Annotated in this window: 11 protein-coding genes; 10 read left to right on the plus strand and 1 reads right to left on the minus strand. The window is 54.7% G+C overall.

Going from position 1 to position 17,111, the window contains the following annotated elements; genetic code table 11:
• The first annotated feature begins 59 nt into the window (after positions 1-59).
• From M3668_RS10595 to M3668_RS10625, 7 genes are all read left to right on the plus strand, one after another.
• Positions 60-1,628: a type I restriction-modification system subunit M gene (locus tag M3668_RS10595; RefSeq protein ID WP_251380811.1), complete on the plus strand. Its 1,569-nt coding sequence runs from the start codon at positions 60-62 to the stop codon at positions 1,626-1,628.
• Complete coding sequence (locus M3668_RS10600) at positions 1,628-3,685, plus strand: DUF262 domain-containing protein (RefSeq protein ID WP_251380812.1); 2,058 nt, start codon at positions 1,628-1,630, stop codon at positions 3,683-3,685. Before M3668_RS10595 ends, M3668_RS10600 begins: the two co-directional genes overlap by 1 nt.
• Before the next feature lie 2 nt (positions 3,686-3,687).
• Positions 3,688-4,878, plus strand: a complete 1,191-nt coding sequence (locus M3668_RS10605; protein ID WP_251380813.1) for a restriction endonuclease subunit S — start codon at positions 3,688-3,690, stop codon at positions 4,876-4,878.
• Positions 4,879-4,999: 121 nt separating this feature from the next.
• Positions 5,000-8,050 (plus strand): type I restriction endonuclease subunit R, encoded by a 3,051-nt coding sequence (locus tag M3668_RS10610; RefSeq protein WP_251380814.1) that lies wholly within the window; start codon positions 5,000-5,002, stop codon positions 8,048-8,050.
• A gap of 213 nt (positions 8,051-8,263) precedes the next feature.
• Positions 8,264-8,533, plus strand: a complete 270-nt coding sequence (rpsO, locus tag M3668_RS10615) for a 30S ribosomal protein S15 (RefSeq protein WP_251380815.1) — start codon at positions 8,264-8,266, stop codon at positions 8,531-8,533.
• Positions 8,534-8,742: 209 nt separating this feature from the next.
• Positions 8,743-10,974: a polyribonucleotide nucleotidyltransferase gene (locus M3668_RS10620; protein WP_251380816.1), complete on the plus strand. Its 2,232-nt coding sequence runs from the start codon at positions 8,743-8,745 to the stop codon at positions 10,972-10,974.
• Positions 10,975-11,104: 130 nt separating this feature from the next.
• On the plus strand, positions 11,105-12,436 hold the full coding sequence (locus M3668_RS10625) for a M16 family metallopeptidase (protein WP_251380817.1): 1,332 nt from the start codon (positions 11,105-11,107) through the stop codon (positions 12,434-12,436).
• Between the two features lie 5 nt (positions 12,437-12,441).
• On the opposite strand, the gene M3668_RS10630 is transcribed toward M3668_RS10625, so the two are convergent.
• Entirely contained in the window at positions 12,442-14,382 is a 1,941-nt protein-coding gene (locus tag M3668_RS10630) for an acyltransferase family protein (protein WP_251380818.1), read from the minus strand.
• Between the two features lie 309 nt (positions 14,383-14,691).
• On the opposite strand from M3668_RS10630, the gene dapB reads away from it, so the two are divergent.
• The 3 genes from dapB to dapA all read left to right on the plus strand — a co-directional run bounded on the left by dapB (position 14,692) and on the right by dapA (position 17,086).
• Entirely contained in the window at positions 14,692-15,447 is a 756-nt protein-coding gene (dapB, locus tag M3668_RS10635; protein WP_251380819.1) for a 4-hydroxy-tetrahydrodipicolinate reductase, read from the plus strand.
• Complete coding sequence (locus M3668_RS10640; RefSeq protein ID WP_251380820.1) at positions 15,440-16,063, plus strand: hypothetical protein; 624 nt, start codon at positions 15,440-15,442, stop codon at positions 16,061-16,063. The genes dapB and M3668_RS10640 overlap by 8 nt, the downstream gene beginning before the upstream one ends.
• A gap of 102 nt (positions 16,064-16,165) precedes the next feature.
• Entirely contained in the window at positions 16,166-17,086 is a 921-nt protein-coding gene (gene dapA / locus M3668_RS10645) for a 4-hydroxy-tetrahydrodipicolinate synthase (RefSeq protein WP_251380821.1), read from the plus strand.
• Positions 17,087-17,111 lie beyond the last annotated feature (25 nt).

The raw sequence follows: 17,111 nt of genomic DNA on the forward strand, positions 1-17,111 counted from the left end.
TTTGTAAAAAGTTATGATGAGCGCAGGATAGAACTGCGCATTAAGGAAAAAATAGACCTATGAGTCAAAATATTGAGCGGGCTGAATTGCACCGAGCGCTGTGGAAGATTGCCAATGATTTGCGCGGTAGCGTGGACGGGTGGGACTTCAAACAGTACGTCTTGGGGATTATGTTCTACCGGTTTATTTCGGAGAACCTCACGGACTACCTGGACAGCGATTTGGCTGAGGGGGAAAGCGGTTACGCTTCTATGAGCAACGTTGATGTTGCTGCTAACCCCGAAGAAATACAGGATGTGGTCCGTGAAAAGGGCTTCTTCATTCTGCCCGAGCACCTCTTTGAGAATGTGCGCGCTCGCGCCAACCTCAATAACGAAAACCTCAACGAAGAGTTGCAGGAGGTCTTCCGTAGCATTGAGGCGTCAGCAACTGGGGTTCTTCTTGAAGAAGATAATAAGATTCGTGGCCTATTTGATGATCTCGACGTCAATAGCAATAAGCTGGGTTCGACCGTTTCAAAGCGTAACGGTCTGCTGTTAAAGCTGCTCAACGAGGTGGGCAATTTCAAGCTTGGACGCTACGCAGAATCCCACAACGATACTTTCGGCGATGCCTACGAGTATCTGATGGGCATGTACGCATCCAGCGCGGGTAAGTCTGGCGGTGAGTACTACACCCCGCAGTCAGTCTCTGAACTGCTGGCGCATATCGCGGTGGACGGAAAGAAAACCGTCAATAAGGTCTACGACCCTGCCTGCGGTTCGGGCGGCATGCTTTTGAAGTTTGCCAAGGTGCTGGGTAAAGAAAACGTCAAAGAGGGGTTCTTTGGGCAGGAAATTAACCTGACCACCCGCAACCTTGCAGTCATCAACATGTTCTTGCATGATTTGAACTTTGAGAAGTTCGACATTGCCCACGGTGATACTCTGCTTGACCCGGTGCACACCGATATTGAGCCGTTTGAAGCGATTGTTTCTAACCCACCCTATTCGGTCAAGTGGGAGGGTGACGCTAACCCCCTGCTCATTAACGACCCCCGTTTTGCTCCTGCTGGTGTGCTGGCACCCAAGTCAAAGGCTGACTTGGCATTTACCATGCACATTCTGCACTGGCTGGCTGAGAATGGCACCGCTGCCATCGTTGAGTTCCCCGGCGTGCTCTACCGCGGGGGTGCTGAAGCAAAGATTCGTAAGTACCTGATTGACGGTAATTATGTGAGCGCTGTTATTCAGCTGCCACCTGATCTCTTCTTTGGCACCACTATTGGCACCTGCATCATCGTGTTGAAGAAGTCTAAGAAGGACAACAAGACCCTCTTTGTTGACGCATCGGCACTCTTTGAGCGGTCGGGCAACAAGAATACGATTACTGAGGTGCACCGGGCAAAGATTTTGGGTGCGCTCGCGCAGCGCGAGGACGATGCTCATTTTGCTCAGCTGGTTGATAACAGCACGATTGCTGAGAACGACTACAACCTGTCGGTGTCTTCTTACGTTGAGGCTGAGGACACCCGCGAGGTGGTAGATATCGTGGCTCTGAACGCTGAGATTGAGCAGATTGTTGCCCGCCAGGCGGTGCTTCGCACAGAAATTGACGCTATTGTGGCTGAGTTGGAAAGCGGTAAGTAATGAAAGCTGTAGATACCAACCTCTTGGATTTGCTGAAGAAGAGCGAACGCTTTGTTGTTCCTATCTACCAGCGCGTGTATTCCTGGGGTAAAGATGAGTGTGCCCAGCTGTGGAAAGACATGATGAGGGCTGGCTCCAGGGATTCTTTGACGAATCACTTTACTGGCTCCATTGTGTACATTGAACGTGACCAGGGTTCTAATACTGCTAAAGAACCGGACTTACTGATTGATGGTCAGCAACGAGTCACTACCGTTACTTTAGTGCTTGCCGCTTTAGCTTCCCACCTGCAGCAGCTTCCACCAGGTCAGCAGGAGCCCGTGGAAGGTTTTTCGTCTCAGAAAATTCGCGGTAAGTACCTTACTAATGTGTATGAAGAAGGCGATGAATTCTTCAAGCTGACTCTGACGAACCGTGACAAAGACGCCCTACAGCGGGTCATCAAAGACCTTGAGCCTTTTGAGGAAGACTCTCGCGTGACCGTGAATTTTAGGTACTTTGTCGAACAAATTGCTGCTCTGGATGATGCTGGGTTGAAAACCTTGTGCGAGGGCTTGAATAAGCTGGTTGTTGTTGACGTTAAGCTGTCGAGGGGGCAGGATGACCCCCAGCTAGTTTTTGAGTCAATGAACGCAACGGGGAAGAAGCTGACCCAGGCTGATCTGATTCGTAACTTTGTGTTAATGGACCTTGCCCAGGGGCTTCAGGCTCGGTTGTATAACGATTACTGGTACCCCATGGAACGTGTTTTTGCAGAACACGGTGAGCGCCGGTTTGATGAGTTCGTGCGCCACTATTTGACTATGAAGACCCGCAAGATTCCGCGCCTTGATGATGTGTATGAGGCCTACAAGGAGTTTGCTTTTGGGTCGGATTCATCTGACCCGGCGTGGAAAGAGAAGCTGGTCGCTGACCTGTACGTATTTTCGACCTACTTCTCAAACATGGCATTTGGTGTGGAGCGAGACCCGCAGCTGAAGCAGCGTTTTGATGAGGTGGAGCAGCTGGCTACGGTTGCCTACCCCTTCCAGTTGCGTTTGTATTCGGATTACGAGAGCCAACGGCTTTCTCATAGTGATTTTGTGCAGGTGCTGGATGCCCTGATTTCCTATCTGTTAAGGCGTAATATCTGCGGTATTCCCACGAACAGCCTCAATAAAACTTTTAATACCCTGGTGCACCGGGTGAACCCTGAGGACTATGCAGCTTCTGTTTTGGGCTACTTGTTGTCTTTGCCTGATTACCGCAGGTTCCCCAATGACGAGGAGTTCGTTGAAAAGCTGGAGAGCGAGCAACTGTACTTCCATAAAAAGAGGAACTATCTTCTGCACAAGCTAGAGAACTTTGATAGTAAAGAGGTGGTGCCTACTGCCCAGTACACAGTGGAGCATATTATGCCGCAGAAGGTTACTCCGGAATGGAAGGCTGAGCTGGGGGATAATTGGGAAGAGGTTCACCGCTCCTTCTTGCATACCCTGGGCAACCTAACGCTAACGGGCTATAACCCTGAGTACTCCAACCGTTCTTTCGCTGAGAAGCGGGAGATGAAGGGTGGCTTTAAGGAGAGCCCCTTGCGCCTCAACCAGTTCTTGCGTGAGCGCACCACATGGAGCCAGGCAGATATTGAACAGCGCGCCAGTGATCTCTCGGCTAAGGCTGTGAAGATGTGGGGCTACCCCGCGGTGGATCAGGAGGTAATTGAGCGTTATTCCAGCTCTGATCGTCATACTTTTGACTGGTCCCTGACCCATTCAATTTTGGAGGCGCTGCCTTACGGCACTTGGACCAACTACCAGGAGCTAGCGGAGGCGGTGGGCACGGGCCCCCAGGCTCTAGCTCAGCACTTGTCTAATCACACTGGTTGTCTTCATGCTTACCGGGTGATGACCTGGGACGGTCATCTGGCTGATCGCTTCCGTTGGCCTGATGAGCAGGATGACCATGACCCCTCGGCGGTTTTGAAAGAGGATGGGATGCAAATGATTGATGGACTGGCGGACGCCGACCAGCGGCTCAATTCAGCCCAGCTACTAGAACTAGTGGAAGAGGGAGAATAGGCGTGTCTAACATTTCGAAACTAATTGAAGAGCTGTGCCCGGACGGGGTCGAGTTTGTTGAGATTTCATCAATCGCGGTCAGAAACAAAGGAATCTCTATTACTGCTGCAAAAATGAAGAAAATGATTGTCACTAATGGTGCAATTAGACTATTTGCAGCAGGTCAAAACTTTATTGACACTTCTGATCAATATGTTGATGCGTCAAAAATTATAGATACCCCGAGTATAATTGTTAAATCTCGTGGGCATATTGGATTTGAATATTACGACAAACAGTTTCAGCATAAGAGTGAAATGTGGTCATATGAAATTATTTCAGATGCGGTGAACATAAAATTCGTATATTACTACTTACTTTCTAAGAGTAGATATTTTCAAGATCTTGCCCGAGCTACATCAGTTAAGCTGCCCCAGCTATCTGTCAAGGATACTGACAATTTTAGAATACCTGTGCCACCCTTGGCCGTGCAGGAAGAAATTGTTAGAATTTTAGATAGATTCACCTTACTGGAGGCTGAGCTGGAGGCTGAGCTGGAGGCACGGACAAAGCAGTATACCTTCTATCGTAACTTCATAGTGACTGAGCATTATGATAAATATCCACTGGAAAAGATTGAAAATCTGTGTTCTTTTTTGAATGGTAAAGCTCATGAAAAATTCGAAGATGAATTTGGTTCTGCGGTTTTGGTAACTGCGGGTTTCATTTCATCTAGTGGTGTGAAGAAGCGTTGTATATCAACAGAAAATATTCAAAGCCCACTTAAAGATCGATCTGTTTGTCTTGTGATGAGCGATCTTCCTAATGGTAAGGCTTTAGCAAAAGCTGCGTATATTTCAGATGGTTATGGGTTTGCATTAAACCAGCGCGTCTGTGCACTTAATTCATTAGATGAGAGTAAGTTGAAACCTAGGTATCTTTACTATTTCATGAATAGGAATAGGCAGCTTTTAAAATATGATTCCAAACAGTACCAGACTCATTTGAAAAAAGACTATTTTATGCGAGTAAAAATCCCTGTTCCCCCGTTAGAAGAACAAGAGCGCATCGTCGATATCCTCGATCGTTTTGATGCCCTGGTCAATGACATTAGCTCCGGTCTGCCCGCTGAAATCGCTGCCCGGCGTACACAGTACGAGCACTACCGCGACCAGCTGCTGACCTTCAAAGAACTAGAGCCAGCAGGTAGCTAGCCCCGCCAGCTAATCCTGCCCCGTGCCTGCGTCCACCCTGCCCAGCTCGGTGGGCGCAGGTGTCCGGCATTCACACAAGACAAGCCCCACCCCACCGGCTTCGCCTACGAAAGACCTCCCCATGGCAATCATCCACAACCCGGCAACCACCGTCACCCCCGTCATGCTCACCGATGAGCACACCGTTGCCGCGCAAGCGCCCGCCGATGACACCAGGGAACTGACCTACCAAAGCGAAGCCCAGCTTGAAAACCACTTCATCGAAATCCTGAAGGGTCAGTCCTACGACTACCTGCCCATCACCAGCAGCGACGACCTCAAAAACAACCTGCGCACCCAGCTCCAAAAACTCAACGACTACACCTTGACCGATACGGAATGGGAGCGCTTCTACACCACCGTTATCGCCAATCCCACCGCCACCGTTACTGACAAAACCGAAATTATCCAGAGAGAACCCATCCAAAGCTGCCTGCTCGATGACGGCACCGTTAGAAACTTCAAACTGATTGACCGCCGCGACATCCACAAGAACACCCTGCAGGTTATCAACCAGTACGCCACCAGTGGCGGGGCAGCCTCAAACCGCTACGACGTCACCATCCTGGTCAACGGCCTACCCATGGTGCACCTAGAACTCAAACGCCGCGGCGTAGAAATCAAAGAAGCCTTCAACCAAATCAGCCGCTACCAGCGCGAGAGCTTCTGGGCTGACTCCGGCCTCTACGACTACATCCAAATCTTCCTTATCTCTAACGGCTCCCGCACCAAGTACTACTCCAATACTGTGCGCTACAAGCACGTCAACGCTTCAGGGCGCCGCCGCAGGCAAGCCAGTGCAGACTCCTTTGAATTCACCAGCTGGTGGGCAGATGCCAACAACAAGCGCATCAGCGACCTGGTGCCTTTCGCCAAAACCTTCTTCGCCCGCCACACCATTCTCAACATTCTGACCCGCTTCTGCGTCTTCACCGTGGACAAAGACTTACTGGTGATGCGCCCCTACCAGATTGTCGCCACAGAACGAATCCTGCGCAAAATTCTCATTGCCAACTACAACAACAAACTCGGCAGCGTGGACGCCGGCGGCTACATCTGGCACACCACCGGCTCCGGTAAAACCCTCACCAGCTTTACCACAGCCCAGCTCGCCAAAGACCTCGACACCGTGCACAAGGTGCTCTTTGTGGTTGACCGCAAAGACCTGGACTATCAAACGATGAAAGAGTACGACGCCTTCCAAAAAGGCGCCGCCAACTCCAACACCTCAACCCGGGTACTGACCAGCCAGCTTGAAGACCCCCAAGCTCACATCATCATCACCACCATCCAAAAGCTGGCAAACTTCATCAAGCAGAACCCCGGGCATGCCATTTTTTCTCAGCCCGTTGTGCTGATTTTTGATGAATGCCACCGCTCCCAGTTCGGTGATATGCACCGTGCCATTACCCGAAACTTCAAAAAGTATTCTCTCTTTGGTTTTACAGGCACTCCGATTTTCGCGGATAATGCCCGGTCCGGTGGTAACCCCAGGCTCAAAACCACCCAGGATGCTTTCGGTGAGCAGCTCCACACCTACACCATCGTCGATGCTATTCAAGACAAGAACGTCCTGCCCTTCCGCGTCGAATACCACAACACCGTCAAAACAGCAGATACTGTTGCCGACGCTGAAGTTTACGGAATCAAGGCAGAAGAGGCTCTGCGATCGCCCGAGCGCATAAAAACCGTGGTGCGCTACATGCTCGATCACTACGACCAGAAAACCAAGCGGAACGAAACCTATAAGCTCAAAGATAAGCGCGTCAGCGGCTTCAATTCCATTCTGGCAACCGCCTCCATTGATGCAGCCAAGGTCTACTACAATGCTTTTTCTACTGAACAGGAAGAACGGCTCCACCGAGACGGGTTAGAGCCCCTCAAAGTTGCCACTATCTTTTCCTCCGCCCCTAATACTGAGAGTGACGGGGGTTTTCTGGCGGAAGAAGGGCTCGACGCTAGCGGTCTAGACAACAACAGCTTTGAGTTCTTACAGGATGCTATTTCTGACTACAACGAAATGTTCGGCATGTCCTATGACCTGACACCTGCTGGTTTTGAAGGTTATTACAAGGACGTCTCAAAACGAATGAAGAACCGGGAGCTTGACCTACTGATTGTGGTCAATATGTTCCTGACCGGTTTTGACTCTAAAACCATTAACACCCTCTGGGTCGATAAAAACATGCAGACCCACGGGCTCATCCAGGCATTCAGCCGAACCAACCGTATTCTGAACTCGGTCAAGACCTATGGAAACATTGTCTGTTTCAGAAACCTCGAAACAGCCACTGACGAAGCCCTTGCCCTTTTTGGTAACAAGGATGCCCGTGCGACTGTTCTTCTACGCCCCTACACTGAATATTTAGAGGACTACCGGGAGAAGCTGGATGCCCTTAGCCACGACTTTAGCTTGGACACTCTTAGCGCTGGAGAACTGGGCGAACAATCCCAAAAAGACTTCATTAAACTCTTTGGTGAAATTCTGAGACTGCGCAACATCCTCTCAGCCTTCGACGAATTCGAGACCGATGACACCCTGGCGGCAAGGGACGTTCAGGATTACCAGTCTCACTACCTCGATCTCTACCGCGAGATGCGAAGCAGCGAGGGTACAGAGAAAGCTGACATCACAGAAGACCTAGTCTTTGAAATTGAGCTCATCAAACAGGTTTCAGTGGGCGTAGACCATATTCTGATGCTGGTTGACCAGTACCGTAAGGGCAGTGGAGACCCCGGCGAAATGCGCGCCCAAATCACCCGTGCCGTGGACTCAAGCCCCACCCTGCACAATAAAAAAGACCTTATCGAAGATTTCATCGACAAAATCAGTTTCGACAAGGGCGACGTGCAAGGGGAGTGGCAGAAACATATCGAAGAGCAGTCACTGGCTGAACTCGACAAAATTATCGAGGAAGAAAAACTTAACCCCGAATCTACCCGCGCTTTTATTGCAGACGCTTGGAAAGCCGGTGGCATCCAGGTCTACGGCGAAACCATCGGTAGGCTGCTGAAAGCCGGTGGCCCCCGATTCGGTCGAGCCGCAAACGGAGAAAGCCGAGCAACCCGTAAACAGCGGCTCATCACCCGCCTGCAAGGGTTCTACGACAGGTTTAGCGAAATTATCAGCTAACCGCACTCCGCCCTCCTGCCGGTGTGTGGTAGCTAGCACAGGGCTGCTCTTTCGGCGGGGGAGTCTGTGCGGTAAAGTGGGGAGCGCATGTGACTGCAGTCCGTGGCAGTTTCATGCAGAAGCCACCCCGCGCCTAGCGCTAGGGCAGGCCCTCCACCCGGCAGTAAAAATATTGACCGGGCCGCACACGGCACTAACTCTAGGAGTTACACAGTGGCACTCGATCCCGCCATCAAGCAGGAAATCATGAAGGAATACGCAACCCACGAAGGTGACACCGGTTCACCCGAGGTTCAGGTTGCAGTTCTGACTCGTCGTATCACCGACCTGACCGAACACCTCAAGTCCCACAAGCACGACCACCACTCACGTCGTGGTCTGATGATCCTCGTTGGTCGCCGCCGCAACCTGCTCGGCTACCTCAAGAGCGTTGATATCGCACGTTACCGCGTCCTCATCGAGCGTCTCGGTATCCGCCGATAAATCAGTAGCGTAAGGGCGACACCTGGGCACCCCCTCCTCGAAAGAGGAGACAGCTAAGGTGCCGCCCTTGCCTTACACCTCAACAGAAAACCCAAGCCGCCGCGTGCTTTCGCGGTCCTCGGTAGCGGTTTACAGAACACCCAACGTAGGGGTCTGTGAGCCTCAATCGATGACCGAAAGCGCGGCGCACCACACGAAATGGAGGAACCTTGGAAGGTCCCGAAATTCAGTTCGCTGAAGCAATTATTGATAACGGCACGTTCGGTAAGCGCGTTGTACGCTTCGAAACCGGCCGTCTAGCCCAGCAGGCAGCAGGCTCAGCCCTGGTGACCATCGACGATGAAACCACCCTGCTCTCCGCTACCGCCATTGGCAAGAACCCCCGCGAGGGCTTCGACTTCTTCCCGCTGACCGTTGACGTTGAAGAACGTATGTACGCAGCGGGCAAGATTCCCGGCGGCTTCTTCCGCCGTGAAGGTCGCCCCTCCACCGAAGCGATTCTGGCAGCGCGTCTGATTGACCGCCCCCTGCGCCCCGTCTTCAAGAAGGGCATCCGCAACGAGGTTCAGGTCGTTGTTACCGTTCTGACCATTGAGCCCGATGAAATCTACAACACCGTAGCCATCAACGCTGCATCCGCTTCAACCACCCTTTCCGGTGCGCCCTTCGCTGGCCCCATCGGTGGCGTACGCGTAGCACTGATTGACGGCCAGTGGGTTGCTTTCCCCAAGCACTCACAGCTGGAAAACGCTGTCTTCGACATGGCTGTAGCCGGCCGTGTCATCACCAAGGCTGACGGCACCGAAGACGTAGCCATCATGATGGTTGAAGCTGAAGCAACCGATAACTCCTGGAAGCTCATCAAGGAAGACGGCGCAACCGCTCCCACCGAAGAGGTTGTAGCTCAGGGTCTCGAAGCTTCAAAGCCCTTCATTGCAGCTCTCTGCAAGGCTCAGTCAGACCTGGCTGCCCGCGCGGGCAAGCCCGCCATGACACTGCCCGTCTTCGGCCAGCGTGAAGCTGACGTGGACGAAGCCGTCAAGGCATACGAGTCCAAGGTGGTAGAGGTCTACTCCATCGCAGGTAAGCAGGAGCGCGAAATCGCTTCCGGTGACCTGCAACAGCAGATTGCTGAAGAGCTCTCCGGTGAAGGCAAGCCCTTCGAAGGCCGTGAGGACGAAGTCAACGCAGCATTCAATGCTCTGACCAAGCACGTTGTGCGTCAGCGCATCCTCACCGACCAGGTACGCATCGACGGCCGCGGTCTGACCGACATCCGCCAGTTGACCGCTGAGGTTGAGGTTCTGCCCCGCGTCCACGGTTCAGCTATCTTTGAGCGGGGCGAAACCCAGATTATGGGCGTCACCACCCTCAACATGCTCAAGATGGAACAGCAGCTTGACTCCCTTTACCCGGTTAAGTCAAAGCGCTACATCCACCACTACAACTTCCCGCCCTACTCAACCGGTGAAACCGGCCGCGTAGGCTCACCCAAGCGCCGAGAAATCGGCCACGGTGCCCTTGCCGAGCGCGCGATTACCCCGATCCTGCCCTCACGTGAAGAGTTCCCCTACGCCATCCGCCAGGTATCAGAGGCATTGGGCTCCAACGGCTCAACCTCCATGGGCTCAGTGTGTGCTTCAACCCTGTCTCTGCTGAACGCCGGTGTGCCCCTGCGTGCGCCCGTTGCAGGTATTGCGATGGGTCTGGTATCAGACGAGGTGGACGGCGAAACCCGTTACGCAGCTCTGACCGACATCCTCGGTGCAGAAGACGCACTGGGCGATATGGACTTCAAGGTCGCAGGTACCAGCGAGTTCGTTACCGCTATCCAGCTGGACACCAAGCTCGACGGTATCCCCGCATCCGTTCTGGCCGGCGCCCTGACTCAGGCACGTGAAGCCCGTCTGCACATCCTCGAGGTCATCAATGCAGCTATTGATGCACCCGATGAAATGAGCGACTTTGCACCCCGCGTCATCTCCGTTCAGGTCCCCGTTGCCAAGATCGGTGAGGTCATTGGCCCCAAGGGCAAGATGATCAACCAGATCCAGGAAGATACCGGCACCGATATCTCCATTGAGGACGACGGCACCGTCTACATTGGCGCAACCGACGGCCCCTCAGCTGAGGCTGCACGCTCAGCTATCAACGCAATCGCTAACCCCCAGGTTCCCGAAATCGGCGAACGCTACCTGGGTACTGTCGTTAAGACCACCAGCTTTGGTGCTTTCGTGTCACTGACCCCCGGCAAGGACGGTCTGCTGCACATCAGCGAGCTGCGTAAGCTCAACGACGGCAAGCGCGTTGAAGATGTTGAGGACGTTGTGGGCGTAGGCCAGAAGGTTCAGGTTGAAATCTCCAAGATTGATGACCGCGGCAAGCTCTCACTGGTTCCCGTGGTCGCCGACGGCGAAGAGGCTGGAGCCGACGAAGAGTAAGTAGGGTCAGCCCTCACTGTAACCACCATCAACGGGTGGGGTGCCGAAAGGCTCCCCACCCGTTGGGGTTTTAAAGCCTGCAAAAGGGTATATTGAACTAAAAGCCCAAAGATTTAAACCAGAGAGACCTATGCCCGTCCTTCTTCCCACCTCCCTCACCCAGCTCACCGATGAGCTCAACTACCATACCGGCAAGCTCATTCACGCCGGTGGCGGCGGCAACGATGTTCGCCGTAGCATTTTACCCGGCGGTGTGCGCGTGATCACCGAGCGCATGCCCTCCCAGCGTTCTGTTTCAATTGGCTTTTGGGTAGGGGTTGGCTCACGCGATGAAGCCCCCGGTATGCTGGGTTCCACTCACTTCCTTGAACACCTGCTTTTTAAGGGCACCGGCCAGCGTACCGCACTTGATATTGCCCACGCCTTTGACAGGGTGGGCGGCGAATCCAACGCGCTCACCGCTAAAGAGCACACCTGCTACTACGCACGAGTGTTGGACGAGGACACCTCCATGGCCATTGACGTCATCGCCGATATGGTGACCGGCGCTGTCATTGACCCCGAACTGCTGGAGCAAGAGCGCGGCGTCATCCTCGAAGAGATCGCCATGGACCAGGACGACCCCACCGACGTTGCCTTTGAGTCATTCATCGAGCAGCTCATGGGAACCCACCCGCTGGGACGCCCCATCGGGGGTACCCCGCAAGAAATCACCGATGTCTCCCGCGAAGCGGTGTGGGACCACTACAAAAAGTTCTACACCCCCGACCGGTTAGTTATCTCTGCCGCGGGTAGTCTCAACCACGGCGAAATCGTCAAACTGGTCATGGAATCACTGGCCCAGCGCGGCTGGGACTTGAACGAGGGCACCGCCCCGGCACCCCGCCGCGAGCGCCTGCGCGCTGATATCACCCCGGGCGCTGAGAGTCTGACCCTGGAGAAGAATTTTGAGCAGACCAACATTGTGATGGGTTGCCCCGGTTTGATAGCAGGTGATGATCGCCGTTTTGCCATGAGCGTGCTCAACAGCGCCCTGGGCGGCGGCATGTCTTCGCGTCTTTTCCAGGAGATTCGCGAGAAGCGCGGTCTGGCCTATTCGACCTTCTCTTTCTCTGGCTCTTACTCAGATGCGGGCTACTTCGGTATGTACGCTGGTTGCCTGCCAGCTAAAGCAGAGCAGGTGACTGAGCTGATGCAGAAGACCTTTGACGATCTTGCACGCGATGGGCTGACCGCTGATGAACTGGAGAAGGTCATTGGCCAGCTGGGTGGGTCAACCATACTGGGCAGTGAAGACGCCGGTAGCCGTATGAGCCGCCTGGGTAGGGCTGAGCTAGATTCGGGTCGCTTTATGAGCCTAGATGAGCTCCTTGAAGGTGTCCGCGCTGTCACCCTTGATGATGTTCAAGATCTTGCCCGCTACCTGGCACAGCAGACCTGGGTAACAACGGTTGTCAAATAAAATCCCTACTGGCCCTGGACGTGTTCCGGGGCCAGAGTGCTGTGGGCCAGGCTAGCTTCTGCCTGCTGGACGGCGTCCGCAATAATCTGGGCATAGACTTCAAGGCCCTGCCCGTGCGGGTGCACGCCGTCTGACACCAGGTATTCCGGGTGACCTTCACTGGCTGCCTGCCAGTCGGCGATGCTCACCGTGTCAGGGTGAGCTGCGGCAAAGGAGCGAATTGCCTGGTTGGAGGGCTCAATCCAGGGCAGGCTATCAGGGCCTCGGCCCGTCACAAGAACCAGCCGGCGCTTGCCATCTGCTACGACCGTTTCGTAGAGCTCCTCAAGTTCTTCAGTCGAGAAAGTGGAATTGGCAGTCACCGAAAGCACCACCACCGTGGGTAGCGTACCTTCGTTTGCCTGCTGCTTGATTAGGGGTATGGCCTTACTGCTGGTGCGGGAAACTTCCCCGTCAATAGCTGCATGAGGGAGCATGTTTGCCAGCTCACCGGCGGCGGCCAGCGTTACCGAGTCACCCACCACACTTACCCCGTCTGGAATTGCAAGGGCAGTGGGCGTCTCAGCCGGTTGCTGGTCCTCTGGGGCAGAAGTAATCGGCTGTTGCTGGTGTTGATCTTGGGCAGCCTGGCCGGCAGCAATGAGAGCCTGGGCCTGCGTCATGTTCGGTGCTGTACGTACAGCAAAAACCGTTGCAATGAGAGCTAGACAGGTCAGCACCGCAGCAGCCACGGGCACCACTTTGCCGGTACGAGCAAACATAGCGGTCAGCCAAGAGCTCAGGGCCCCGCGGAAGCCTAGAGCGCGAACAGGTTGTTCCACATAGATGTAAGAGGCACCGGCGCAGAGCAGAGTGAGCAGCAGGACGACGGCATTGACCCAGGGAGAGCGCACGGGGCCAAACATATAGTGGGCCAGCACCATCAGTGGCCAGTGCCAAAGATAAATACCGTAAGACCTCTGACCCACCCAGACAAGAGGGGGGAAGGAGAGCAGAGCGCGAAAAGCATCTGAGGTGCCGCCCCGGACATCCGGTAGGAGCGCCTGAATCATTCCCAGACCCAAGAGGGAACCGGCAAGAAGCCCCCAGGGCATCAAAAGACCCGGGTTAGCGTCAGAAAGGGTGAGGGCCAAGGGTACTACGAGCAGGAGGGACACCCAGCCCGTTGCCTGGCGGATCCAACCCTGAGCGCCGTTGCCGTAACCGACGATGGGGTAGAGACGTTCATCTGCCGGCGGGTACATGGACCAAGGCAGCAGCATAGCGAGTAGCACGCCTACCATCAGGCCGTAAAGGTGGGTATCGGTGCCGTAGTAGAGGCGGGTAGCTGAAGCGCCCAGCGCCCCTAGGATGAGCGTGAGCAGCAGGGAGAGTGTGCCCAAAATTGCCGGGACCAGTGAACGCTGCCACCACTTGGCGGTAAACATGAAAACAAAGACCATGATGACCGGCCAGAAGAAATAGAACTGTTCCTCAACAGCCAGGGACCAGAAATTGGTCATGAGTTCGGGGGATGTCTGGGTGAAATAGTCGTTACCTGCCCTAATGAGCAGCCAGTTAGAGGAGTAGGTGAAGGCACCCAAAATTTGGCGCCCCAGACCCACCTGCGCGTCACCGCCCACGATCAGGGCCACCGTGGAGATAAAGAGCACCAGCACAGCGACGGCCGGGATAAGACGGCGCAGACGCCGCACCCAGAAAGCAACGATGTTCATCTTGCCGGTATAAGCACCCTCGCGCAGGAGCAAGGCGGTAATCAGATAGCCGGAGATAACGAAGAAGATATCAACACCGATCATGCCTCCGGGCAGAGCTTGGGGCCAGAAATGGTAGACCACAACCAGCAGCACGGCGATGGCTCGTATACCGTCGAGCCCGCGCAGCACAAATTTTCTCTGCCCTTCGTGCGGGTGCACGGCAGAATAAAAGACGTGGTCTTCTTTCACCGAAAAGGTCCTCTGGTTTTATTAGGGGGAGATGTGCAGGCGCACCTCACCAGTTTAGGGGGTAGAAGCCTAAAAAGCAGGGCGCGTAGAACCTATCCGGTAGGGGTGTTCTGCCCTACCCGGTCAGCCGAGTTTCGTATGATGAAACAGCCTGTACAACGCGGGAAGGCTGTATGCGCTGGTGAAAGTATCTTTTATGAAGTGAACCCCTGCGCCAGGCAAGGGTTTTCGCTAGAGTGGTAAGCAGTAGTAGCGCCCCACTGAGCGCTACACACAAGTACTCGGGTTGCCGGGAGACAGGGCAGGTAAATGAGCAAGATCTGGAAGGTTGCTGTCATCGGTGCAGCTGGCCGTATGGGGTCAGAAGCTGTAGCAGCGGTGAATCAAGCTGACGATATGGAGCTGGTAGCGGCCCTGGGCAACGGAGATTCCCTTGAACTCCTGGTGGAATATAGCGCAGAAGTCATGATTGACCTGACCGTTCCCGCTGTCACTGAACAGAACGTCCGCTTCGCAGTAGAGCACGATATTCACGCCGTAGTAGGCACCACCGGCTGGGACCAGGAACGCCTCAGCAACCTTGAAACCCTCCTCAAAGAGCACCCTAGCATTGGTGTACTCATTGCCCCTAACTTTGCCATCGGCTCCATTTTGGCCACCGAATTCGCTGCCAAAGCTGCCCGCTTCTTTGAATCGGTAGAAGTTATTGAGATGCACCACCCTAATAAGGTGGACGCCCCGAGCGGTACCGCTGTGCACACCGCCCAGAAAATTGCCGAATCCCGAGCTGTCGCTGGTGTCGGGCCTTCACCCGACGCGACCGAAACCGACCCTGATGGTTCGCGCGGTGCCGTGGTCGATGGCGTCAACGTGCACGCCGTGCGTTTGCGCGGGCTGACCGCCCACCAAGAAATCCTGCTGGGAGATGCTGGCCAGCAACTGGTCATCCGCCACGACTCCTTTGACCGCACTAGCTTCATGCCCGGCGTCCTGCTGGGTGTGCGCCAGGTAGCTGAGAATCCCGGTCTCTCAGTGGGCCTTGCCCGGTACCTTAACCTTGACTAGCGCAGCCCCCAGCACCTCCCTCAGACTTTTTAGCGCCGGCACTATTGCCCTGGCTGTGCTCACCGTGCTCATTCTTCCCCTGGGCTGGGGCACCAAACTCTTCCTGCTCACGGTAGGTGTTTTCTGCGCCGTCTTCATCGCGGTGGATGCCGGAGGTCGAGGCAAAATCTTTGCAGCTCTGATTACCGGGGCGCTCGCCCTCTACCTGGCACTTACCGTGCAGCGCGGGCTGATCTTTATTGAACACGCTGGAACAGTGGGGCTAGTTCTGGGTCTTGCCCTCATTGTCCTGCCGATTTTAGGTGTCTGGTCCATCGTCCGAGAAATTACCTTTGGCGCCCGCACCCAAAAACTGGGTGAAGAACTGGCGCGGGCCGGTGAGCTTCCAGAAGACCACCTACCCCGCAGCGCTTCGGGGCGGATCGATCGGGCAGCTGCCGATGAACAGTTCACCCAGTACGCTGGCGCGGTAGAAAATGATGGGTCCAGCTGGAAAAACTGGTTCAAACTATCTTTAGCCTACGACGCTTCGGGCGACCGCAAACGTGCCCGAAAGTCCATGCGCACCGCCATTGACCTTTACCGGGGTAAAACACCCCAGAACCTCACCGTCTAGAGAATTTCAACCGATCACACGGGTAGCACCGGGGGAGCAAGCTCACACGAGATGGGCTACTTTCTAGGGACTAGCCCCAGCACATAAGGTAACGTATTAACTATGTCTGAGACTGCAACCACCACCTCACCCATCTTTGGTCGACTGCTGACCGCTATGGTCACCCCTTTCACCGAGTCCGGTGACGTTGACGAAAAAGCCACAGCGGCTCTTGCTCAAAACCTTGTGGACCGCGGTCATGACGGTCTCATCGTCTGTGGCACGACCGGCGAATACTCCACCATGACCGATGAAGAAAATGAGAACGTTTTCCGCATCGTCAAAGAGGCAGTGGGGGAGCGGGCCCACATCGTGGCCGGCGTGGGCTCTAACGACACTCACCACACTCTTCACCTGGCCTCCCGCGCCGAAGCGGTTGGTGTAGACGGCCTGCTGGTGGTAACCCCCTATTACAACAAGCCCACTCAGACTGGCCTTGAAGCCCATTTCCGCACCGTAGCTGATGCCGTCAAAACCCCCGTTATGCTCTATGACATCCCCGGGCGAGCTGGCATTCCTATTACTCCTGCGGTCTACCGTTCACTGGCTAGCCACGAGAACATCGTGGCTGTTAAGGACGCTAAGGCAGACTTCACCGCAGCCACCGAGGTCATGGAAACCACCGACCTGCAGTACTACTCCGGTGATGATGGTCTGACCCTGCCCTGGATGGCGGTGGGAGCTGTCGGTCTGGTCGGTGTGACCAGCCACGTGGCTCCAGAGGCCTTCCGCCAGCTCATCGACGCGACCGTTGCAGGAGACCTTGCGACAGCTCAGAAGCTGCACCTTGAACTGGCACCGGTAATTCGAGCTGCTATGAGCCGCGTGCCCGGCTGTGTAGCTGCCAAGCAGATTCTTTCGTGGCAGGGAATTCTAGATTCCCCGGTCGTGCGTCTACCGCACGTGCTAGCAACCGATGAAGAAGCGGCACTCATGCGGGCAGACCTTGAAGGTTCTACCATCGCTTCAACACTCATCAGTTAAAGACGTTACAAGGGGTTAGCGGGCT

The organism is Rothia sp. P100 (genome assembly GCF_023712425.1).
In the GTDB taxonomy this organism is placed as follows: Bacteria; Actinomycetota; Actinomycetes; order Actinomycetales; family Micrococcaceae; genus Rothia; species Rothia endophytica.

Coding starts and splice junctions, on each gene's coding strand:
- dapB (WP_251380819.1), top strand. CDS start 14,692: ATGAGCAAGATCTGGAAGGTTGCTGTCATCGGTGCAGCTGGCCGTATG.
- dapA (WP_251380821.1), top strand. CDS start 16,166: ATGTCTGAGACTGCAACCACCACCTCACCCATCTTTGGTCGACTGCTG.
- M3668_RS10610 (WP_251380814.1), top strand. CDS start 5,000: ATGGCAATCATCCACAACCCGGCAACCACCGTCACCCCCGTCATGCTC.
- M3668_RS10600 (WP_251380812.1), top strand. CDS start 1,628: ATGAAAGCTGTAGATACCAACCTCTTGGATTTGCTGAAGAAGAGCGAA.
- M3668_RS10625 (WP_251380817.1), top strand. CDS start 11,105: ATGCCCGTCCTTCTTCCCACCTCCCTCACCCAGCTCACCGATGAGCTC.
- M3668_RS10595 (WP_251380811.1), top strand. CDS start 60: ATGAGTCAAAATATTGAGCGGGCTGAATTGCACCGAGCGCTGTGGAAG.